Here is a 22,373-nt window from a genome sequence, read left to right as displayed (position 1 = left end):
TTACCCCTTCATATCCTGTGCTTTGACGTCCCAGCCAAACCCGATGGCCTGTAACTGACGCGCTAAGGCTTTATTAAAATCGTCGTCGCTCATGCCCAAGAACTCACGCGCCGGGACATCCACTGTCCACGCTGATTTAGCCGCCTTGCCACTCAGTTTTTTAATCAGCAAACCCGCTTGGGCGAAACGCATGTTTTCTACAATTTCTTTGTAAGGCGGCTTACGCCAGCGCTTACCCTGTTTTACCCGGTAACCCAAGGCCCGCAGTTTTTTGGCCTGTTTGACCGTGGCTGGCCGCTCCGGGGGTGCCGATTTGGCCACTGCGCTGCGGTTAATGGTGACGTGCATCCCGTTTTGCTGGCCGTACCCCACCACGCCCGCCGGTACCGGCTTTTCGCCGTTGCGGTAACCACCGCCCTGCAAATACAGCCTGACCGCGCTAATCTCCGGCATTTCACGGATATGCAGCAATTTCGGCATGTTGCGCAGCATCTTGCCGCGCTGGTTGGTCTGCCGTCCCTGCCACGGGGTGCCATCCGGTGATTGCTGGTTACGCACATTGCGCTTGGCGGCGACAATCACCCCGTACTTGGCCAACCGCCATAACAACCTCTGGCGTTTTTGTGGCGGTAACTCCAGCCGTTTAAGTGCCTGTTGCAACTCGGTTAACTGTTTTTTACTCAGCTCACCGTTGATAATCATCAGCTTTCACCCAGTGGTGCGCCGCTGGTATCAGCGCCAAATACTGCGCCCTCGGTGGCCAGCCATAACTGCGGATCAGTTAGCCGCCATTTAGCCCCCATAAAGGGGATATCCCCGGCCTTATCTTTGGCAATACTCAGTGATTCCGTGATACCCACTGACACCACGACCACAGCCGTTTTATCGTCGATCACATCGATATCAATGCTCGGCAACTCCGGCTCCGGCCCGTGGTCAGGCGTGTTCTCAATCATCCACACCAGCAACAAGGCGCACAGGTTGCGCGGGTCATAGTCACGGTAAGGGAAGCGGCCCCAACTCAGTACCGCATCAAACTGCATCAACGCCAGTTGATACTGATCCAGCCCTAAATCCCGCTGCGCCGGAACAAAGCGCAGTTCGTCCATGTCGCTGTTAAATTCCAGCTTGCGCAGCCGCTGCGGTAAATTGCCCTGCACAAAGGCGGTTAATGACTGTAATTTGCTCATATCTGCCTCACAGTGCAGCGGCCCACACCTTTCATATTGCGCAGTACCGTACTGGCCTCTGCCAGCAGGCGGCTGCGGGTTTCGGGGTTTTCCTGCCCGGCATTGGGTACCCGGCTAAACTGCGTCGAATACTCCCCCAGTAAATCGGCTTTAGCGCGGGCAAAGACGGCCTTTTTATACTGGCTAATCAGTGCCGTTTGCCCGTTCATCGCCACGCCCGGCACCTCTATAGCCTGCTGGTATCCCTTGGCCACATAACCCGCTGCTAACTGACGCAGGTCTAAATTCACTTCGGCCACACTGGCCAGCAAGGCATCCGCTTGCGTATCGGCATCAATATCAGCCGGAATACTGCGGTTACGCTGGAACTCGCTCAGATTGAGGTCTGGCCAAAACCCGTCATTGGTTAGCTCAACATCCTGATAATCAATTTCTTTTCCGTTAAACATACAGCCCCCGAAAAAAGCGGGCAGACCGGTTTCCACGGCCTGCGAACAAATGTTGCAGCCTCCACCGCGCCCGCTTTGGCTCTCGGTAGTCGTTATTATTCTTTGTCTAGCATCCGTAATCGGGCGGCAATCCGTTGCCGATGGGTTTTAACGCCACACCCCGGATGGAAGATATTAGCCTGCGCCAGTAGCGCATCAGCCTGTTGCAACGTGGCCACATCCTCTATGGCACTGGGCAACGGCTCGCCTTTGTCATTACGCAGCAGCATCAACCCGGCAAACTTGAACCACTTGGCACTGGCCTGCTCCGGGATACGCCAGTTATCCCGCACCTTCTCAAATACCCGCGAGAAATACGGCTCAATACTCTGGCCCTGTTCCGCGGTGGCCTCAGACCACGCCAACATGCTATCAGCCACAAAGTGGGCAATGCTGCGCCGCTTGCCAAAAGGCGTTATCTGCCGCTGTTCTATCGCAATGTCTGCCCAGTCCAACGCCGGATCAAAGTCCCCGACATCAAACAGCCATGCAATGCAGTAAGTGAATACCGGATTGCTGTAGACCTCACCTGCCGCCAAATACGCTTCAACACTGGGTAACCAGCGGGGCAGCAGTTCCCGGCGTTTCAACTGCACTTTTTCAGCCAGAGTCAGCCCGTGCAACCGTTGGGCATCTTTCTCGATAGCCATCTTTTGCAGGTGCATACTGGCCACACCGGCCAGTGCCTCATGATTATCCAGCTTACGTTCAGCCTGAATTCTGGCCGTGTGCCGCTGTGCAGGTGATAACGCCATGATTACCCCTTATTCCCCGGCTTTCGGGTCTGCCAGTTCCGGCACCTTGCCGATGGTTACCGCTGATTCGTCATAAGAGGCGTACAGCTCTGGCTCTTCGACGGCGTAGCCCTCATTACGCAGGTACTTGTTTTCGTACTGCTTACGGTCATCAACAAACTCCGCTTTACGCTGGCGGGTATTGCGTTGGGTATAGATATGCAGGTTGGACAGTGGCGTAACCACCATACGTTTACCCGGCATAAACGGTGGGATCACGCCCGGACGACCTGCAATGGTGCTGGACAGCATCTGTGCGGCGATTTTCTCAGTCGGGCGATCGGCTTTGTTGTATAAACGGTATTGCTCTGCCGCCACCAAATCGGCCCCCACCAGTACCACCAAACGTGGATCACTGCGGTGCTGTGCCGGGATTTTGCTGTTAATCAAATCAGCAGCCATCGCGTCCAGAGAGATAAAATCGCCGCCCTCGCCCAGCGTGATTGCATCATCAATGACCTGAATCCCGTCTTTGTACTCTTTCATGCGCTGTTGCCAGCCTTTGTTGACATCTTCGCCACTGGGATTAGCTTCGGGGTCAGTGGTTTTGGCCACAGACGTGCCGTTAAAACCGATACGCAGCATATCCAGCGCAAACGAATTGTTGGTAAAGGTCTGCATCAACTGGAAAAATTCGTTTTCACCGCCCGCATTCGCCCAAATAGACAGCAGATCCCACGGCAAGGCTGCGCCGGAATCGGTTTCAACCAGTTCATATTTGTTACCGTCAACACCGGTTTTACGGATGAAGCGGCCACCCTCTTTACGCCCGGTAAAGATGCCGGAATTACCCACTGAAACCACTTGGCCAGATAACTGGTCAACATCGGCGCAGGTGATCATGGACAGGAATTCGACCGATTCCAGCAATGCGGCCCGCAATGCAGTTTCTTTCGGGTCAGTCAGCGAAAAATAACGCCCTACATCACTGACTCCGTATTCTGATGCCAGACCGGCGCTATACAGGTCTAATAGCGCTCGCGCCCGTGGATTTAAATTCATAGATTTTCTCTGTTATATAAAAGATGAATTAATAATTAACAGCCAATACGTTGGCTATTAAGCCTTACAGGAATTTAAACGGCTTTTTCCCCTCACCTTTAGAAAACTTATTCGGCAATTTAGTGACTTTATTATCCAGTTTGCCAAAGTTCTTAATAATGCCCGGCAAGTTATCGCGCAGGGTGGCAAATTCTTCGGTATCCACCACTTCTTTTACCGTTTCAACATCGGCCACCACTTCTTCTACAGCGGTATCGGTTTCTTCGGTTTTTGTTTCAAGTGCAATAACGCGAGCTTCCAAACTGGCCAGCGCCTCGGCTAATACCTGCACTTTACTGTCCGCATCTGGAATTTCTTCCGGCGTTTCTTCGGAATAGTTCTTAATACCAAACATACTCTGCCACGGACTTTTCTTTTTATTTACTGTTTTACTTTCTGCCATTGTTTTTTCCTTACCCAAATTCTTAAATTCGCTAATTACCAGCGGTTCCAGCGCACCGAATAATGAATGTTTACGCTTGCTGCTAAAACGTAAGCGCTGCGTGCCGACACTCGCCGGGGTATTGGTGACGCCCAAGCCCTCCAGATAGCACTTTCCCGATCCCCTGAAATTACGGCTAGGGGTCAGTTCAACCGAACAAAATAACAATTGGCCATCCCGATTGGCCTGTAACAGATGGGTGGAGGGACACAAGCGAGCGAACAGCCGCATTATCCCGTCCACTTCCTCCGCCTTTAGCTCTAAGACTTCGCCCAAGTTATAACCCCAGTCTTCATGCTCAGGCCAAATCAAGGCGGCATAGAATTCATAGTCATAAGTTTCAGCGCAATCAATTAGCCACTGGCGCTCCATATGGCGTCCATCTACGGTTTCACCCTCAGACGCAATACGTATCCAGTTAGTCATGAGTTGAGAGCCGGACATAAAATACAATCTCGTTATTAGTGGTTTTAATTCAGTGATGGCAGTATTGCGGATTATTTTAATCGACGCACCCACCCTATTTCGGTTCAATTCGGATATAACCCGTTAGCCGAATACAACCGATTTATTAATAACGTCTATCCAAAATAAACCCCGCATAATTACATTCATGGCTAAACACTCACAAACTATTATCGGTGTGGCGCGTTCACTTTATTTACAACGGTGGACACCGAAAGAAATCGCCAACGAATTAAATCTGCCGAATACGCGGATCATTTACTATTGGGCACAAAAATGGCATTGGGCTGATATGCTCAGTCATGAAAGTATTGAGGAGGCAATCAATCGCCGCATATTGGTACTGGCCAATCGCGATAATAAAAACGAGCTGGAATTAAAAGAGGTAGACAGTTTAATCGCCCAGCACTGCAAATTAATGGCGCAGAAAAGCAAACAAGCTGAAAAACTAGCAGCGATTAAAGCGCAGACACAAGGCAGTTATGCCAGCGGTGAAGAAGCTGCCGCGCGTGATGAGAATGGCGGCGGCAAACGTAAATACCGCAAAAATGATATTTCAGGCATTCAACAGGAAGAGCTGGAACTGTTTGCCGGGGAAACGCTGTTTTTCTATCAGCAATACCTGCGGGCCAATAAACACCACGCTATCCGCAATATCCTGAAAAGCCGCCAGATTGGGGCAACGTGGTATTTCTCCTTTGAAGCACTGGAAGACGCGATTATCAGCGGCGACCCACAAATATTCCTGTCTGCTTCCCGTGCGCAGGCCGAAGTATTCCGCTCGTATATCGTCAATATCGCGCAGCAGTTCTTTGGGGTGACGCTGACCGGTAACCCAATACGCCTAAGTAACGGCGCGGAGTTGCGTTTCCTGTCTACCAACAAGAACACCGCCCAATCCTACAGCGGCCACCTGTATTGCGATGAATATTTGTGGGTACCGAATTTTGCCAAATTAAATGAAGCGGCCAGCGCCATGGCCACCCATGATAGATGGCGTACCACCTATTTCTCCACACCCAGCGCCAAGACCCATCAGGGCTATCCGTTCTGGACGGGTGAGGAGTGGAAGCAAGGCGACAAACAGCGCAGCAAAATCACCTTCCCGGAATTTGATGAGTACCGCGACGGCGGGCGGCTCTGCCCGGATGGCCAGTGGCGCTATGTCATTACATTAGAAGACGCGATAGATGGCGGTTTCAATCTGGCCAATATCGAGCGCCTGCGCAATAAGTACAACCGCGACACCTTTAACATGCTCTATATGTGTGTGTTTGTGGACAGCGGCGACAGCGTATTTAAGTTCCATATGCTGGAAAAATGCGGCGTCGATATTGAGATGTGGCAAGACCATGATTTCAGTGCGCCACGGCCATTCGGTAACCGCGAAGTGTGGGGCGGCTTCGACCCGGCCCGCAGCGGTGATACCTCAACCTTTGTCATTATTGCCCCGCCTCAGTTTGAGGGTGAGCGCTTTCGGGTGCTGGCCACGTTCTACTGGCAAGGGCTGAACTTTAACTATCAGGCCAACCAGATAAAAGAACTGTTTCAGCGCTACAACATGACCTACATCGGCGTAGATATCACCGGGATCGGCAACGGCGTATTTGAGTTGGTACAGAACTTTGCCATGCGCCAAGCAGTGGCCATCCACTACGGGCTGGAAAGTAAGAACCGGCTGGTCATGAAAATGGTGGATGTGATTGAAAGCCAGCGCCTTGAATGGGACGCCGAAGCCAAAGAGATCCCCGCGTCATTTCTGGCCATTCGCCGCACCAGTACCGCCAAGGGCGGCGGCATGACCTTTGTTGCAGACCGTACCAAAGAAACCGGCCACGCCGATGTATTTTGGGCTATATCCCACGCAATAGATAACGAACCGCTCAACTTTGAGCATAAACGTAAATCCACATGGAAGACGAGCAAAGCCGCATGAAGAAGAAAAAACAGGACCGCCGCGCCCCAGTGACCCACACCAACAGCAAAATGAGCATTATCAGTTTGGGCAAGCCCGAACCGGTTTTAACCACCGGCACTGATTATCAGGAAATCTGGTATGACAATGATTTTGACCACTACAGCCAACCCATTGACCGGCTGGCCCTTGCCCAACTGGTTAATCTTAATGGCCAGCATGGCGGCGTTCTCTATGCCCGGCGCAATATGGTGGCGGCTGATTATGTGACCGGAGGTCTGAGCCATGCGGAATTGAAAGCCGGGGTGTTCGATTATCTGACCTTTGGTGATGTGGCCATTGCAAAAGTGCGTAACGGTTGGGGGGAAGTGGTAGCACTGGCCCCGCTGCCCTCGCTTTATTTGCGGGTGCGTAAAGACGACAGCATCGTGATTTTGCAGAAAGGGGAACCGCTGGTTTTTAACCAGGAGGAGGTTATTTACCTTAAACAGTATGACCCGCAGCAGCAGGTTTATGGCCTACCGGATTACATCGGCGGGATTCATGCCGCCTTACTCAACTCTGAGGCCACCATTTTTCGCCGCCGCTACTATCACAATGGGGCGCATACGGGCGGGATTATCTACACCAATGACCCGAATCTCAGTACCGAAGTGGAAGACGAGATTATTAAAAGTCTGGAACAGAGCAAGGGTATCGGCAATTTCAGCACCTTGTTTGTGAACATCCCGAAAGGTGACCCGGAGGGGATTAAATTTATCCCGATTGGTGATATCAGCGCCAAAGATGAATTTGCCAATATCAAAAATATCAGTGCGCAGGATATTTTGACCGCTCACCGATACCCGGCAGGGCTGGCGGGCATTATTCCCAGCAATAGCGCGGGATTGGGTGACCCGGAAAAGGCGCGGACAACCTACCGAAAAGATGAGGTTATTCCGCTGCAACGCATGATTATGGACGCTATCAACAGCGACCCGCAGATTCCGGCACATTTACACGTTAAATTCGACATTGAAGAGACACAATCGGGTGCGTTATGAGCAGAAACACGTTAAAATTCCAGAAGTTCGCCACTTTTGGAGCCAGAAACATGCGAGTGATGAAAGTCTTATGCCCTGAATGCGGTGGCGCGGCCATTATCCGAAAAACCAACCGTAAACACCGGCAGATATCAGATTTATATTGCGCCTGCAATGATGTGGAATGTGGCCACACTTTCGTGATGAATGTGACCTTTTCACACACCATCAGCCCCAGTGCTAAAACTGGGGATAAACTGATTAAAACCGTTGTAGATTCAATGAATCCGCAGCAGCGGCAAATGATGCTTAACCTGTTGCAAGGTAGTGCATCAGCCGCATAACTACTGGCCTCCGATATGGAGGCCTTTTTGTTGCTGTTTATCCAGTTCAATGGTTAATGCGGTAGTCATTTCGGCAATCCAAACTAATGCCAAATCCCTGTCCTCTTCATTGCACTGGTTATTCGTGACCAACCTTGCAACCAAATCAATGCGCTGCAACGCTAAAGATTCAAAAAATAAATCCGTCACGACTCCCTCCACTCATTATGTTTATACTGTGTTTATATACAGTATAATAAAATTAAGAAAATAGGAAACAGCTAACTGCCTGTTTCCTCGGAATTTCATGAGCGTAATCAATTCCAGCCCGGCCAACGCTGGTGTTCTGGCCGTGGGGACACCTCTTCTAACCGACCATTATTTAACCTTACTGAACGGTCACCGTAAATTTTTAGGCTGCTGCCCCGTTCCAGTATCGAAATTTCCTCTGCATCACCGGCAAAACCTCTAAGGCGTAATTCTTCCGTTAATCGTTGCCGGGACTCCGGCGTACAGTTATTGACAGAACTCCTAGCGGCGGCGCTGCCGCCAGAAAAAGCCAAAACCCCGGCCTGCGCTGCGCTTTCGGCCAACTTCGGCACAATCTGCCATTTAACCAAACGGGTGCAGACAGCGGAGTCCTCCCCCAGTAACGGCGAATAGATACCCAAAACCCGTTTAACGTCTTCGGCGTAAACATTGCCCATTTCGGTGATTTCATATGACAGGCGCACGGTCAAACAATCCCGGCTCACCATTGGCCCGCCCTGAAATTCGGTATAGGCGTACCAGTTGCCCAGATCCGCAGCAAAGCGCACGTTATCCATATCCTGATCCGGTAAAATTTGCTCATCACTAGGCAAGCGGCGTAACTCACGCCAGACAGTCACCGGCGCACCACCGATTTGCTGAAATTGTCTGATACGCCAACGACTGGCCCATGCGGTGACCGCCTTAGCCATTTCCCGCGCATTACCGCCCGTCTCGCCGTCTTCTTCCTCGCCCAGCGCGTAGCCGTCGATATTCTTTGAGATATATTTCGCGATATAGCCGGTTGCACTGCCTTTGGCCGGATCAATGGGTTCAGCATGGAAACGGGCTTTTAGTGCCTCTTGGCTTTGCAGTGTTTCGCTATCCTCCAACCGAGCGTAATAACAGAGAATGTCACGCACCTGATCAACGTGTTGCGGCAACATAAACAGCAACACATGCCAGTGAGGGGTGCCATCGTGATGCGGTTCTACCACACGGAAACCAAAGACATTAATCCCGGCACGGGCAATCGCTGCACGGGATTTAGCCCATACGCTGCATAAATATTTTTGTGTCTGACGTGGGCTGGCCCCATTCCAATTGGTGACAAAACCGCCACCGTGATACACCGCATGATATTTAGACGGTGCAGTAATGGTGTAGAACTCCCCCACGCAGCCCATTTCATTGGCTAAATCTTCAAAACCTCGCATTCTAACCATCAGTTCACATCTCCGGATTGCGGGATTGGCGTTGCTGCCGTTCACCATGTCTTCTAACGAAACTCGTTCGCCGTCCTGATTTTCCAGTTCAAACGCTTTGAAAAACTCACGGTTACGGCGTTTTTGCTCTACCCATTCGGCCATGGTTGACCGGCTGACATAGGCTGACGCTGATTTCTGTACTTGCCCCACCGCAATGGCCATATGTTCACGGCGCACATCCCGCAGGCGCTTTAAACGCACACGCCACCAATCCGGTGACATCATGCGCAGCAAACCAGACTCAATTTTCCGAGGGTTAATTGTCTTGCGGCTGGAATTGAATTCCCGCCAGTACGGCGGCTCGGTTCCCACTTGCTTACTGAGTTTTACAAGGCAGATATAAGCGCGTTGGGTGCGCTGCCAGAGTTCTTTTGGGTCGCTGCTCTGCCCGTTGAAATTACGCTCGATATAGTCAGTAAAACTTTCAGACATAAAATCAGCCACCCGGTGGGACAGGTTGCGTAACTCATCCCGGCCAAACGATGGCAGACGTTCTAAATCATCGGCGAAGGGCCACGGCAAAAAACCGGGGGCTTTAATGACCGGTTGATATTGGCGGTTAACCATCTGTAGACGTGGCAATACATTCTCGCCCACCCTAGTGCGTAAGAATGTATTGGCATGGCGACGGCCTTTAGATTGGAACAGGTTGGAATACCGGTCACCAAAATAGCGGGCTAAAAATTGGGGCATTCCCCCTAAAAACTGGCTGCGCCATTGATGATCGGTTGGGTTCTGAACAAAGAGTTCATCTTCGGTGATACTGATATCTTGTGGGCGGCGCGGCCCCTCCGGCTCCCGACTGAATTCCCCATTAAAAGGTAAAGACAGGGATAAAATATCCCCGTCCATAAAGTCACTTACTGGGCGCTGAATGGTAGCGGTCATTCGCTCCAAACCCGTCCACGGCTCATGTTTTCCGCAACTTGCCTCAGTAACTCGACAATCTCAGTTGAAGACATTCCCTTATTAGCAATATCAGTGGCCAACCGGTCAAAATGGCCAGATAACTTAACAAGTGTGTCTATTCGGGCCTCCTTTCTAGCTACTAGCAAAGCATGCTGACGAGACTCAGCCGCCGCTCGGTTACTCATTTCCTGCCCTACTGTTTTATGCATATGCATATTGTTTTCTCCGAATTTAGGTAATAAAAATCCCCTGCCACCTATGGGAGGCCACTGGTATTTATGGTTGTGGGTTAATTAATGCAGTTGCTTGGTTGTGTTGGCTGACGTACAGGAATGGTTTATTTGCACCAGCCCGTGGATCTCAATGGTTTTAATCCACCAGTTATTAATATTCCAAGTGACAACACCTAATCCCAGCGCACTGGATATATAAAAAATGGCGCGAATAGAGGCCAGCGCTTCAATTTGATCACCCTTTGATTCTGCTTCACGGTATGCCCGGCACCAAAATGCCGCATTGGCCGCAAGCCACTGATGCGGGTTATTCAAATGCATGGTGTCATTAAACATAAGCGGCTGTAATTCCACACTGTTATCAACTAAGCGACATTTCCCTAAGAAGAATTGAGCATAGTTATGGGCTACTCCCCAATGGCCAAAATCTGCCAACAAGCCTTTTTTATCAACTGAGATTGCTTTCATCGTGTTCCCCTTAATTATCGGTGTAATGCATATTGGCCATCGACTGGGCTGTAATCATTTCCGGACCATAAGATTTGACAGGTGCCGGTTGATGCTGCGGCTTTCGGTTACGCTTATCCTCTTTCACAAAATCTAACGTACTGACTTGACCGAATGTATCTACCAGCGCCCGTAATCGCTGAATCCCTCGCTGCAACTGATGTAATTCTTCACGGGAAAAATCATCCCACAGATACCGGCAGTGCTCTGACTTCATCCCCGCAGAATGGAGCACTATCCCCCTGTGTTGTGCTGGGAGTTTTTCCCATATCACCCTTGCCCGACTGTGGCTGCCGGTCACTTTGTTGCGGATAATGGCTATCCATTTGCTGTTATTAACTGACATGGTTACCCCCTTAATCCCATCAAACGGAACCACCACCGGCGGCGTTTGGTTTTAAAGATGGGTTTACGTAATTCTCCTAGAAACACCACTCGGCTGGCACAAGGTTGCCAGCGTTGGCCGTTTGGTAATTCAATCCAGCCGTGGCCAAAATGGTTTAATTGTTGGCTGGGTGATTGTTGTTTCAGGTAGTTAGCGAAAACTTTCATAAGTTCCTCAGTTCAGGCCCGGAACCAGCCCGCTGGTGCTGATAAAATCAACCGCTGCGGCCAGTGCTGGCGTGGATTGGAAACGCGCTTCAACCGATACAACAATCAGCGACAGGTCACGAATGGCCTGATTCGCACGGTCAAGAATGGCGTTTCTACGGGATTGCGTCATAGGCCCGGCTGTTACGGTTTCACCGGCAATTGCGCCGATTGCCGCCGTAGCGCTCAGGGTATGAACAGGTAAATTAGCGGGATTGGCTTCATTAACCGGTACCGCTGGTAAACATTGCAGTTGAGACAGCAAGCCATCTAACAGCGTTGGATCTTCGGTAATGTCAGTGAGCGTCAACAGTTCGATGCAGCTCAACTGGTGCGGCTGGTCAGGGTTAAGTTTGTTACGCAGCATTTGCGGCTTCATACCGATTTGCTCTGCAACCGCCGTTAAATTGTTATTCCGGGCAAAAGCACGGCATGACATATCAAAGCGCGGGTGTTTAGAAAGCTGGAAATCAAACATGGTCGATACCCTCCCAATAACGCAATATCGAACTAGGCGATTGCAATATCACAATTCGAGAGAGCATCTACGGTAAGTGCGGCCATGTTGATCATGACTTTTTCGCGCTTCATATCTTTACGCAGGCGGTGGCGAACTAAACGGCCATCAGCAAGCATTGCTCTGATGGTGTCCGAATCTAAGCCCGTTAATTCACTATATTTCTCTACTGTGACATGGGGGGTCAGAAGAGTGATTGAAATGTTAGGTCTCATAGTGCAACATCCCTCTTTTATCAGTGCTTATTAGTGACGAATAGTACTAGTTCACATTTTGAAATCATGAGAACTATAAGATCACAATAAACGAACGTCAATAAAAAAAGTTCACACGGTGAAATCTTATGGATTTAAATAAAGGTGGCCGCGGCGCTATCGAGCGCATGGTGGAAGCCTATGGTTTTACAACCCGTCAGGCACTTTGCGATCAATTGCATGTGTCGAAAAGTACACTAGCGACACGTTATATGCGTGATTCATTCCCATCTGATTGGGTTATTCAGTGTGCTTTAGAGACTGGGGCATCATTGCGTTGGTTAACAACGGGCGAAGGTGTGATGTTTGAAAGCGCCCAACAGACAGATATCGTGCAGGTTCCTCGCAAAAAGTTGTTAGATGGAAAACTCTACGACTCGAATTTCTATATGTTCGATAAGGCGTTCTTGCCTGATGGATTGAAAGACCCGGTTGTTATCCTTGATGGTGATGTTACCTATATTGCTGATCGCAAATTCGATGAAGTACAGGATGGAAAATGGGTTGTTGATATAGAGGGAACAATCAGCGTTAGAGATATTATTCGTATTCCCGGAGGTAAAGTGCGGGTTGAGGGCGGGAAGTTTGCTTTTGATTGTAAACTTGATGAAATTTTAATTTCCTCAAGAATTGTGTCTATAAATATCTCCTACCAAAATTTTCAAAATTAATCATGAGTATGAAATATGGAAATTAGAAATATAGATAGTTATCTTACTGAGCTTGAGTTTTTATTATCCAATGAATTGATCGATGTTAAATCTCATGAAAGACTTATTAGTTATCTGAGAAATAACAATTTCAAGATGGTTGACAAATTTATAAATGAAATCAAAGAGTTACATAGATTAGATTCAGATAGCAAAGAAGATTTCATTTTCGACATAAATACTAGCGAAAAAGATAAATTAAGTTATGCCAAGGATGCATCTGAGTTAAAGCACGAAAACAGAAGGTTAAACCTAACTCTAAGAAAAACAAAAGAATGGACAATAAACCTTGAAAAAATAATCAGTGATATTACGGAAAAATGTAATACATTAGTTCTAGAAAAGGACATTTTAATCAATGAGAAAGACTCAATAATTGAAGAAAAAAATATCCTTCTAAAAGAAAATAAAGAATTAAAAGAATTATCGCAACAAAAAATAATCGATAAAGAGATACCAGGTTACGTGCAAAAGGTAAGTGAAAAACTTGATAAAGATGACCTCTTCTTTACTGAAATGTCACGTAATTGGTCAATCACTGGTATTGTCGTAACTTTGTTTGCGGTGTTCGCTGCATTTTGTACATTCTCCCAAGGAACAGATTTAATATTGAAGAATGAAAATTTCGAATGGGTTGGATTGTTATATATATTTATTCGTGGTGGCTTAGGTATTGGTTTACTTTCATGGCTTGCATTTGTTTGCTTCTCTAATTCCCGTAATTATACTCATGAGTCAATTCGAAGAAAAGACAGACAACATGCATTAAGTTTCGGTCAATTATTTTTGCAAATTTATGGTTCTAGTGCAACAAAAGAGGATGCAATGTTAGTTTTTAAAGACTGGAATATGTCTGGGGACTCTGCTTTTTCAAAAGAAAACAATCATACTCCCCCTAATATTATTGATACATTCAAGTCATTAAGCGGCTCTCTGAAAAAAAATAAAGAAGAGTAAGTAGCAGACTTAATTTCAGATGGATTACCACATGAATAACAATGTATTTAACCTTGATTGGGATTGGAATAAAGAGATTATTTTCAACTTAGATGGTGAAAATGAACTACTACCTGCCGATAAACTAGGCAGAAGAAGATATGCTGAATATCTATATTATTATCTTAATGAAAAAGGGAGTAAAAACAATACTGTTATTAATTTGAATGCAGAGTGGGGCGCAGGGAAAACCTTTTTCGTAAAAAGACTTTATAGCTCATTAAAGGATAAACATCCATGTATTTATATAGATGCATGGAAACAGGATTATTCAGATGATCCTTTTCTTACACTGTTTTCATCATTAATATCCCAAATAGAACATTATTCTGGCCGAATTGACTCTCGATTAATTAAGATAGGTGACTCAATCGGGCGTTTTACCAAAGGTGTAATTCCGGAAATATTATCTGGATTACTAAAAAACTATGCAGGGATGGATAATATTGGTGAAATTGCCAAATCAGCTGCTACGCTAATGTTGAAAGAGCATAAAGAAAAAAACAACGCAATTATCACGCTAAAAAAAGAACTTAGTTTCTGGGCACAAATGAGTTTTAATAAAGGATATGAAGCACCAATATTTATATTTATAGATGAACTTGACAGATGTCGGCCTAATTATGCAATCACTATTAGAAGTTGTAAAACATATATTCAATATAGAAAAATTTGTTTTTATTATTGCAACAGATACAAACCAGTTGCAGCACTCTATAAAAAACATCTATGGTAATGGTTTTGGTGCAAACGATTACTTAGGCAGGTTTTTTCATCGGAGATTTTCATTAAAAGCACCCGATGTTAATGAGCTTATAAAAGAAAAAGTAGAAAAATTTCTCTCTCACAACCTTGAGATGTTCGTTAGCAAATTACTCCCAAAACCATCAAGTACAGACCAATTATCAAGAAATATTTCTGAAGTATTTAATTTATTTTCTTTAAATCTGAGAGACTCACTCCGCAATACAGAACGATTCATTGATCTTTTGCTTAATAAATCGTTTAAAAAAACAATTGACTATATAGCGCTACTGATTCTTATGGTTATATATGATAAAGATCAAGAAATGATGGATAAACTCTTGGGAAAAGCATTAACTACCGAAGGTATTGAAGAACTATTTATTAACAACAAAAACATTCGTGGATTCGGGTTAAAAAAACTTAACTTAATACTTGATTGCAGTGAGAAAAATATAGGCGATATAGTTTTTAGAACCATGAAAAATGGACAAGAAACAAACTTTTCTAATACTTTAGGTATCGAAAATATAAGTATAAGCTCTAAAGTCTATATGAGTGATTTTAAAAAATTCGTTATGTTAAATTCAAGTGAAACAAGAGATTATGGTAAAAGTTTTTTGAAGTTTGATTCAAGAATTGACGATAGAGTTAAATCCACCGCTCATAGAGGTGCTATATTTTATCTTGACAACAATCCCAAAATATACAAATTTGACGATTATTTGAGTTTTATAGAACTAGCTATATCATTTGATTAAAATAATTTTTCCAGTGTTTTTTAACTTATAAACAAACATTGACCACTGTCTATTCATACAGTTAAATACCCCCATTATCTTTCAAGGGGGTTCTTAATGTCAGTACGCAAACAACCAACAGGCCAATGGTTATGTGAATGCTACCCGGCAGGCCGTACAGGTCGCCGGGTTAGAAAAATGTTTGCGACCAAAGGTGAAGCCCTAGCCTTTGAACGTTACACCATGGATCAACTGAGCAATAAGCCTTGGTTAGGGGATGCACCAGACCGACGTACATTAAGCGAGGTTGCCGAACTTTGGTATAACCTGCATGGTCGTTCTCTGGCAGCCGGTGAAAAGGTTTATAAGAAACTGAAATTGATAGTTGCTGCGCTAGGTAATCCCCCCGCTCACAGTTTGAGTGGCAAAGATTTTGCTCACTATCGCTCTAAGCGTTTGTCTGGCGAGATTTACTTCTCTGAAAAATGGAAGAAAGGTGCAAAACCGGTAACCGTGAATCTGGAACAAAGTTTTTTGAGCGGTATGTTTAGCGAGTTGGCCAGATTAGGCGAATGGAACTTACCGAACCCATTAGACAATCTGCGCAAGTATGCAGTGGCGGAAAAAGAGATGGCTTGGCTCACTCATGAGCAGATTAAAACGCTATTGGCCGCATGTAGTTCTGGTCGGGCAGATTTGCCGATGGTGGTAAAAGTTTGTCTCAGTACCGGGGCGCGATGGAATGAAGCTGAGAAACTCACCCGCTCGCAGGTCAGCCCGCACAAAATCACCTTTGTCAGAACAAAAGGTAAAAAGAACCGCAGTGTGCCAATCAGCAAAGAACTTCATGACGAGTTAATCGCGTTAGAGGGAGACCGGCTTTTCAGTGAGTGTTATTTCCGCTTTATGGCCGCAATCAATACCACAGATATTAAGTTACCCGCTGGCCAGCTCACACATGTTTTGCGCCATACGTTTGCCGCTCACTTTATGATGTCCGGGGGCAACATTCTGGTATTGCAGCGCATCCTTGGCCACAGTGATATTCAGATGACAATGCGTTATGCTCACTTCGCGCCTGAGCACCTAGAAACCGCTGTGCAGTTCAACCCGCTAACCACCATGAAAGCTGGCGACAAAGTGGCGGCGGAGGTTACTCTTCCCTAGTATTTACTACCCCTCAATAACTAATCAACTCATTGTATTTATTGTATATTGTTGTTTTATATAGAGTAATGAGACTATCGGGTTTTTTCTTGCCTGAAATTTGAGTTCTGCCTATTTCTACTCTCGTCCATATCGCGCCATCTGCCCCTTAAGGCTTTCTTAAGACAATATTATTACAGTATTAGTATTCCCTATTTCCGCTTCAGGTTACTTCGTGAAGACCAGTAAACCCACCTCTCAAGCCGATGTCACTCCAGTGACATTAAATAATGCCTCAACAGCACAGATAATTAAGACAAACTCCCTTTACTCGTTGCCGTTATCCTTCTATTTTTGGCAGGTTTTTGGGTTAGTGATCTGTGGATTGCTCTTTCTGTGGCTGTCGAACAACGAGCAACTAGATTGGTTTATCAGTAATTACTGGTTTGATCCCGTCGGGCAAAATTTTCCATGGGAAAACAATTACTGGCTGGATTTACTCAACCACCGATTATTGAAAATAACCATTATCAGTACTGCCGTGGTGGCATTGTTATGGGGGATTTATCGCCGTAATGGGCGCTTGGTGACGACCATGTTGTTGTTTGGCAGCGGTCCATTGGTAGTTGGGGTGCTAAAGGCCGTCAGCGCCCACTCCTGCCCTTGGGATCTGGTGGAGTACGGTGGCAAAGCTATCAGTTATGCGCTGATGGGTACCGCTCCTGTAGGTGCAGGTCCCGGCCACTGTTTTCCCGGTGGCCATGCATCCAGCGGTTTTGCCGTGATGGCACTGTTCTTCCTGTTCTACCCCGAGCGGCCTCGGTTGGCTTCGCTGTGTTGGTTGCTCGGTATTGGTCTTGGCATGTTGATGGGGTTTGGTCAAATTATGCGCGGGGCACATTTTCTTACTCATAACCTGTGGGCGGGTTGGTGGGTATGGCTGAGCCAGTTGGCTCTGTTTTGGATGATTAGCGGTTTTTACCGCCGCGATAAAGGTACTGAATAATGGAACAAATGAACTATTTTTTCTTTTCCATGATAAATGCGACCCCGGCATCACCGCCATGGATGATTTCTTTTGCGACCTTCATCGCACGTGACCTGATCATGATTATCCCCATGTTACTGGTGGCACTGTGGCTATGGGGGCCAAAAGATAGCATTAACTTGCAGCGAGCAGTGGTAACCAAGGCAGCAATCGCTCTTGCTTTCTCTATGCTTTCAGCGGCTTGTATCGGGATGCTTATCCCACACGATCGCCCTTTTGTTGTCGGTTTTGGCTATAACTTTATGAGCCATGCACCCGACAGTTCTTTCCCAAGTGATCACGGCACTGCTATTTTCACCTTTGCCTTAGCCTTTGTTTTTTGGCACAAACTCTGGTCCGCAGTCAGCATGATGGTCGTCGCGGCCGCCATTGCATGGTCACGTATTTACCTGGGTGTTCATTGGCCATTAGATATGGTGGGTGCCTTCTTATTAGGGATTATTGGTTGCCTATTCGCACAGTTAGTATGGAATTTATTCGGTGACGCTATCGCAAGTGGTATGACTCGCCTTTATCGTATTAGTTTTGCTCTGCCTATCAGTAGAGGATGGGTCAGAAGCTAGTCACGCTAGGTTATAAATCTCACATTGCCGATGGCTCTAAAAGATCGGCAATATCCACCGCCGCCAGTCACATTATAAAATAATCCTTTAAAATCAATTTACAAAAGAAAGTCACCTATTGATTACCGGTGCATTTAAGCCGCTAAAATGTAATTAAAATAACAAAATAAAATGTAAAACAGTTGAATATGTGAGAATTACCTTTGTTTTCCTCTGATAATGTTACTATTATAACAGTAGTGATAACTTACAGATGAACAAAAGGATAAAAATCATGACGATCAATTATGCTAATTACATTGACCATACTCTATTGGCAATGGATGCCACGGAAGCCCAAATTATCAAGCTGTGTGAAGAAGCTAAACAGCATCATTTCTATGCCGTATGTGTTAATTCTGGATACGTGCCAGTCGCCGCCCAACAGTTAGCCGGTAGTACGGTTAAGGTGTGCTCAGTCATTGGTTTTCCACTGGGTGCGGGTCTGACTGAAGCAAAAGCCTTTGAAGCTCAGGCAGCAATCAACGCTGGGGCGCAAGAGATTGATATGGTTATCAATGTTGGCTGGCTAAAAAGTGGCAAAATTGCCGAAGTTAAAGCCGATATTAAGGCTGTACGTGATATTTGCGCCACTACACCGTTGAAGGTAATATTAGAAACCTGCCTGCTAAGTGATGCTCAAATCGTACAAGTTTGTGAAATGTGTCGTGAGCTTGACGTAGCTTTTGTGAAAACCTCAACAGGCTTCAGCACCGGTGGTGCCAAAGAAGAACATGTTAAATTGATGCGTGCTACGGTTGGTCCGGTAATAGGCGTTAAAGCCTCTGGTGCAGTTCGTGATCAAAAGACAGCAGAAATCATGATCAACGCAGGGGCGACACGCATTGGTACCAGCTCTGGTGTAACCATTGTTTCGGGCCAACAGGCCGTGGCATCAAGCTACTAACTCATTGTAAGTCTATTAATCGATTGTTTAGATTCGAATCGATTGTCAGCCCGGCTACTGCCGGGCTTATTTATTGCAATACGTTGTATTATAAGAAACTATAGTGCAACGTATGGTATTAATAATTGTTTGTCAGGAATAGCTTATGGAAACCCGCCGTGCAGAACGAATCAATAAACTTACTCAGGCCCTAAAGCGTTCCGACAAAATCCACCTCAAAGACGCGGCCAATTTGCTGCGAGTCTCTGAAATGACTATTCGCCGTGATCTTAGCGCCGAGCCGACCGCCGTGATTTTGTTGGGTGGTTATGTGGTGATGGACCCTAAAAGCAATAACGCCAATAACTATTTTGTTTCTGACCAGCAAGCCAAACAGGTGGAAGAAAAACGCCGTATTGGTCAGTTGGCAGCAAGGTTGATCGCCGAAAATGATACGGTTTTTTTTGACTGCGGCACTACAATTCCCTCTATTATCGACGAGATAGACGAAGAACTGGTATTTACTGCCATTTGTTACTCCCTTAACACCTTTCTTTCCTTACAAGACAAACCCAACTGTAAAGTGATTCTGTGCGGTGGTGAATTCAAACCCAATAACTATATTTTCACACCGATCAGTCAGCACAATGAGCTGGACAATGCCTGCCCAAACAAAGCTTTTATCTCCGCAGCCGGCGTTTCAATTGAGTATGGCGCCACCTGTTTCAACTTCGATGAAATTCTGTTAAAGCACCGAGCTATGGCCAAATCACAACAGAAAATCCTGGTGACCGACCACAGTAAGTTCGGTAAAATAAAACCTGCCAGCATTGGAGCATTGACCCTGTTTGATGCGTTAGTCACCGACCGCCAGCCTGATGCCGAGTTCAGCCAGTTCTTTTTACAACATGGCATCAAAATCGACTGTTAGACTTGATTACATAGCAAAAATCTTAACCCGGTAAATACCGGGTCGATAAACCTATCCGTATATATCAAGTAAAAATTGGATTATATTTAAGCAGAATAGCACAACATTAAATAACCATATTATATTTGTGGTTAAATCACTCTTTGCCTATCAAATTTCTAAAACACAATTCCATTATTAAATGAACATGCAACAGTATAAAGATTTAAGGTAAATTAATTTAACATTTAGTGTTCATTTAACGCATTTAAATAAAAGAATAACGTTAGTTTATTGTCAGACAAATTAGTGACAGAAAAAATTTATATGACAAATATAGGGCTCGATACTAATAATCATGCGCTGACTTATTCCCCCTCACTATGCCTATTGTCTTTTTTCCTCTTATTTTCCTGTTGAATTTATCATCAAATCCATAAACCACCATCACATGATAATTGATTTAATAACATTAAAAATCAACAAGTTAAATTATTTTTGTTGTTTTAAACTAATGATATTCATCAATAAATCAGTGAAAAAATCGATTTCCGCTAGATCCATAAGCGTGGTTAAAATATATTGCACGCCAAGAAGCAAGGAATAAAGAATAGTCTGTTTATTTATCGACCAGAAGGGAAAGTATACTTTTCATTATTTCTAGTGATAAATCATAAACATTTACATAACAATCAGTTTTAAATTCGTAACAAATGATCGGCGGCGAGTTTATTAAGCATTTGGGAGCATGATCACGGTAGTTTTCACTGCAAATCGCTATCTTGCCGCCAGCAAAAACTATTGTTCTTCCAAGAACACCAAAAATATCCGATACCGCGAATTCATCTTCTTAATATCGGTTAAATTTTGCACTTGACAATTTAGGTATAAAGCACGATTACGGCACCAAAGTAATAACCAGGGCACCAATTTTAAACGAATCGTTTTGACTGAATTTTTCGCCTGATTATGCAACTCGATAATGCATAGCGGGTATCTAACTTTCGGCTCTTAATTTTAAATTAACGTGTTCACAGTGGAGATCTTTATGGACACTACTCAAGCAGGCACTATTGCCTCCCCGGGAAAAGTTTCATCAAGCACATGGCGTAAAAGTGACACCATGTGGATGTTGGGCCTGTACGGTACTGCAATCGGTGCAGGCGTATTGTTCCTGCCTATCAATGCCGGCATCGGCGGCCTTCTGCCGCTAATTGTAATGGCCATCATTGCTTTCCCGATGACCTTCTTTGCTCACCGTGGTCTCTGCCGGTTTGTGCTGTCAGGCAAAAACCCAGGTGAAGACATTACTGAAGTGGTTGAAGAGCACTTTGGTATCGGCGCAGGTAAGTTGATTACCCTGCTTTACTTCTTCGCTATCTACCCGATTTTATTGGTATACAGTGTGGCAATCACCAACACCGTTGATAGCTTCATTACCCACCAGATGCATCTGCCATCACCACCGCGTGCTATTTTGTCCCTGATTCTGATCGTGGGCCTGATGACTATCGTGCGTTTTGGTGAGCATGCCATTGTAAAAGCAATGAGTATTCTGGTATTCCCGTTTGTTGCAGCATTGATGTTGTTGGCTGTGTACCTGATCCCTAACTGGACCGGTGCAATATTTGAACATGTATCAATGGACGGCAACGGTACTGGTAGCGGTCTGTGGATGACCATGTGGCTGGTTATTCCGGTCATGGTGTTCTCATTCAACCACTCCCCTATCATCTCGGCGTTTGCAGTATCAAAACGTGAAGAGTACGGCGTAGATGCAGAGAAAAAATGTTCACGCATTTTGGCTTTTGCTCACATCATGATGGTTGTCACCGTTATGTTCTTCGTCTTCAGTTGCGTACTGAGCCTGTCTCCTGCGGATCTGGCGGATGCGAAAAGCCAGAACATTTCTATTCTGTCTTACCTGGCTAACCACTTTAATACTCCAATAATTGCCTACATGGCGCCGGTTATTGCCTTTATCGCTATCACCAAGTCTTTCCTGGGTCACTATCTGGGCGCACGTGAAGGCTTTAATGGCATGATGATTAAGTCTCTGCGTAGCAAAGGCAAAACTATCAATCATGACAAACTGAACCGTATTACTGCCCTGTTCATGCTGGTAACAACCTGGATCGTCGCAACCATGAACCCAAGCATTTTGGGTATGATTGAAACCTTGGGTGGCCCAATCATCGCGATGCTGTTGTTCCTGATGCCAATGTACGCAATCCATAAAGTTCCAGCGATGCGTAAGTACAGCGGCCATATCAGCAACGTATTCGTGGTTATCATGGGCCTGATTGCTATCTCTGCAATCTTGTTCAGCCTGTTCGGTAAATGATTCTGAGGCTGGCCAACGTCCACGGCCAGCCAGTTATCA

25 protein-coding genes and 1 pseudogene are annotated in these 22,373 nt (G+C 45.9%); 12 read left to right on the top strand and 14 right to left on the bottom strand.

Annotation, left to right across the window (positions count from 1 at the left end):
• The 6 genes from V1955_RS07865 to V1955_RS07840 form a co-directional block, all read right to left on the bottom strand.
• Positions 1-702, bottom strand: coding sequence for a phage virion morphogenesis protein (locus V1955_RS07865; protein WP_442820755.1), 702 nt, complete (start codon positions 700-702; stop codon positions 1-3).
• Positions 702-1,190 (bottom strand): phage tail protein, encoded by a 489-nt coding sequence (locus tag V1955_RS07860; RefSeq protein WP_442820754.1) that lies wholly within the window; start codon positions 1,188-1,190, stop codon positions 702-704. The genes V1955_RS07865 and V1955_RS07860 overlap by 1 nt, the downstream gene beginning before the upstream one ends.
• The gene (locus V1955_RS07855) at positions 1,187-1,639 is read right to left on the bottom strand and encodes a head completion/stabilization protein (RefSeq protein ID WP_072087891.1); all 453 of its coding nucleotides are present in this window, start codon (positions 1,637-1,639) and stop codon (positions 1,187-1,189) included. Before V1955_RS07855 ends, V1955_RS07860 begins: the two co-directional genes overlap by 4 nt.
• 95 nt (positions 1,640-1,734) lie before the next feature.
• Positions 1,735-2,433, bottom strand: coding sequence for a phage terminase small subunit (gpM, locus tag V1955_RS07850; RefSeq protein ID WP_442820753.1), 699 nt, complete (start codon positions 2,431-2,433; stop codon positions 1,735-1,737).
• Between the two features lie 9 nt (positions 2,434-2,442).
• Positions 2,443-3,474 carry a phage major capsid protein, P2 family gene (locus V1955_RS07845; protein ID WP_050138351.1) on the bottom strand — a complete coding sequence of 344 codons (1,032 nt, stop codon included), beginning with the start codon at positions 3,472-3,474 and terminating at the stop codon, positions 2,443-2,445.
• A 64-nt stretch (positions 3,475-3,538) separates the two neighbouring features.
• Positions 3,539-4,399: a GPO family capsid scaffolding protein gene (locus V1955_RS07840; protein WP_442820752.1), complete on the bottom strand. Its 861-nt coding sequence runs from the start codon at positions 4,397-4,399 to the stop codon at positions 3,539-3,541.
• 169 nt (positions 4,400-4,568) lie between these two features.
• Here V1955_RS07840 and V1955_RS07835 point away from each other — a divergent pair, with 169 nt between their 5' ends.
• From V1955_RS07835 to V1955_RS07825, 3 genes are read left to right on the top strand one after another with little or no spacing between them, the layout of a single operon-like run.
• Positions 4,569-6,356, top strand: coding sequence for a terminase large subunit domain-containing protein (locus V1955_RS07835; RefSeq protein WP_442820751.1), 1,788 nt, complete (start codon positions 4,569-4,571; stop codon positions 6,354-6,356).
• Positions 6,353-7,378 (top strand): phage portal protein, encoded by a 1,026-nt coding sequence (locus tag V1955_RS07830; RefSeq protein ID WP_442820750.1) that lies wholly within the window; start codon positions 6,353-6,355, stop codon positions 7,376-7,378. The genes V1955_RS07835 and V1955_RS07830 overlap by 4 nt, the downstream gene beginning before the upstream one ends.
• Positions 7,375-7,701 carry an ogr/Delta-like zinc finger family protein gene (locus V1955_RS07825; protein WP_050138358.1) on the top strand — a complete coding sequence of 109 codons (327 nt, stop codon included), beginning with the start codon at positions 7,375-7,377 and terminating at the stop codon, positions 7,699-7,701. Before V1955_RS07830 ends, V1955_RS07825 begins: the two co-directional genes overlap by 4 nt.
• Here the strand turns inward: V1955_RS07825 and V1955_RS07820 are convergent, their stop codons facing one another.
• From V1955_RS07820 to V1955_RS07785, 8 genes are all read right to left on the bottom strand, one after another.
• On the bottom strand, positions 7,702-7,890 hold the full coding sequence (locus V1955_RS07820; protein WP_004389555.1) for a hypothetical protein: 189 nt from the start codon (positions 7,888-7,890) through the stop codon (positions 7,702-7,704).
• A gap of 107 nt (positions 7,891-7,997) precedes the next feature.
• Positions 7,998-10,085, bottom strand: coding sequence for a replication endonuclease (locus V1955_RS07815; RefSeq protein WP_442820749.1), 2,088 nt, complete (start codon positions 10,083-10,085; stop codon positions 7,998-8,000).
• Positions 10,082-10,291, bottom strand: a complete 210-nt coding sequence (locus V1955_RS07810) for a DUF2732 family protein (protein WP_442820748.1) — start codon at positions 10,289-10,291, stop codon at positions 10,082-10,084. The genes V1955_RS07815 and V1955_RS07810 overlap by 4 nt, the downstream gene beginning before the upstream one ends.
• Before the next feature lie 108 nt (positions 10,292-10,399).
• A complete protein-coding gene (locus tag V1955_RS07805) occupies positions 10,400-10,807 on the bottom strand; it encodes a hypothetical protein (RefSeq protein WP_442820747.1) in 408 nt (135 codons plus the stop codon).
• 10 nt (positions 10,808-10,817) lie between these two features.
• Positions 10,818-11,192, bottom strand: coding sequence for a hypothetical protein (locus V1955_RS07800; RefSeq protein WP_442820746.1), 375 nt, complete (start codon positions 11,190-11,192; stop codon positions 10,818-10,820).
• Positions 11,193-11,194: 2 nt separating this feature from the next.
• The gene (locus tag V1955_RS07795) at positions 11,195-11,398 is read right to left on the bottom strand and encodes a phage filamentation protein Fil family protein (RefSeq protein WP_050310545.1); all 204 of its coding nucleotides are present in this window, start codon (positions 11,396-11,398) and stop codon (positions 11,195-11,197) included.
• Between the two features lie 7 nt (positions 11,399-11,405).
• The gene (locus tag V1955_RS07790) at positions 11,406-11,915 is read right to left on the bottom strand and encodes a phage regulatory CII family protein (protein WP_442820745.1); all 510 of its coding nucleotides are present in this window, start codon (positions 11,913-11,915) and stop codon (positions 11,406-11,408) included.
• A 32-nt stretch (positions 11,916-11,947) separates the two neighbouring features.
• On the bottom strand, positions 11,948-12,169 hold the full coding sequence (locus V1955_RS07785) for a hypothetical protein (RefSeq protein ID WP_005171278.1): 222 nt from the start codon (positions 12,167-12,169) through the stop codon (positions 11,948-11,950).
• Positions 12,170-12,297: 128 nt separating this feature from the next.
• Here V1955_RS07785 and V1955_RS07780 point away from each other — a divergent pair, with 128 nt between their 5' ends.
• The 9 genes and pseudogenes from V1955_RS07780 to V1955_RS07740 all read left to right on the top strand — a co-directional run bounded on the left by V1955_RS07780 (position 12,298) and on the right by V1955_RS07740 (position 22,334).
• Complete coding sequence (locus V1955_RS07780; RefSeq protein WP_442820744.1) at positions 12,298-12,879, top strand: phage repressor protein CI; 582 nt, start codon at positions 12,298-12,300, stop codon at positions 12,877-12,879.
• A 15-nt stretch (positions 12,880-12,894) separates the two neighbouring features.
• A complete protein-coding gene (locus V1955_RS07775) occupies positions 12,895-13,875 on the top strand; it encodes a hypothetical protein (protein ID WP_442820743.1) in 981 nt (326 codons plus the stop codon).
• Positions 13,876-13,894: 19 nt separating this feature from the next.
• Positions 13,895-15,419, top strand: a pseudogene (locus V1955_RS07770) (KAP family P-loop NTPase fold protein).
• A 96-nt stretch (positions 15,420-15,515) separates the two neighbouring features.
• Positions 15,516-16,565, top strand: a complete 1,050-nt coding sequence (locus tag V1955_RS07765; RefSeq protein ID WP_442820742.1) for a phage integrase — start codon at positions 15,516-15,518, stop codon at positions 16,563-16,565.
• Between the two features lie 313 nt (positions 16,566-16,878).
• On the top strand, positions 16,879-17,550 hold the full coding sequence (locus V1955_RS07760; RefSeq protein ID WP_442821430.1) for a phosphatase PAP2 family protein: 672 nt from the start codon (positions 16,879-16,881) through the stop codon (positions 17,548-17,550).
• Entirely contained in the window at positions 17,550-18,155 is a 606-nt protein-coding gene (gene ybjG / locus V1955_RS07755) for an undecaprenyl-diphosphate phosphatase (protein ID WP_372569333.1), read from the top strand. The genes V1955_RS07760 and ybjG overlap by 1 nt, the downstream gene beginning before the upstream one ends.
• Positions 18,156-18,429: 274 nt before the next feature.
• Entirely contained in the window at positions 18,430-19,101 is a 672-nt protein-coding gene (gene deoC / locus V1955_RS07750) for a deoxyribose-phosphate aldolase (RefSeq protein WP_083158395.1), read from the top strand.
• 145 nt (positions 19,102-19,246) lie between these two features.
• A complete protein-coding gene (gene deoR, locus V1955_RS07745) occupies positions 19,247-20,011 on the top strand; it encodes a DNA-binding transcriptional repressor DeoR (protein ID WP_442820741.1) in 765 nt (254 codons plus the stop codon).
• Positions 20,012-21,038: 1,027 nt separating this feature from the next.
• Positions 21,039-22,334, top strand: coding sequence for an HAAAP family serine/threonine permease (locus V1955_RS07740; protein ID WP_083158393.1), 1,296 nt, complete (start codon positions 21,039-21,041; stop codon positions 22,332-22,334).
• Positions 22,335-22,373 lie beyond the last annotated feature (39 nt).

The organism is Yersinia sp. 2545 StPb PI (assembly GCF_052217125.1).
GTDB classification, from domain to species: domain Bacteria; phylum Pseudomonadota; class Gammaproteobacteria; order Enterobacterales; family Enterobacteriaceae; genus Yersinia; species Yersinia enterocolitica_E.
This window is presented reverse-complemented; position numbering and strand designations above follow the sequence as displayed.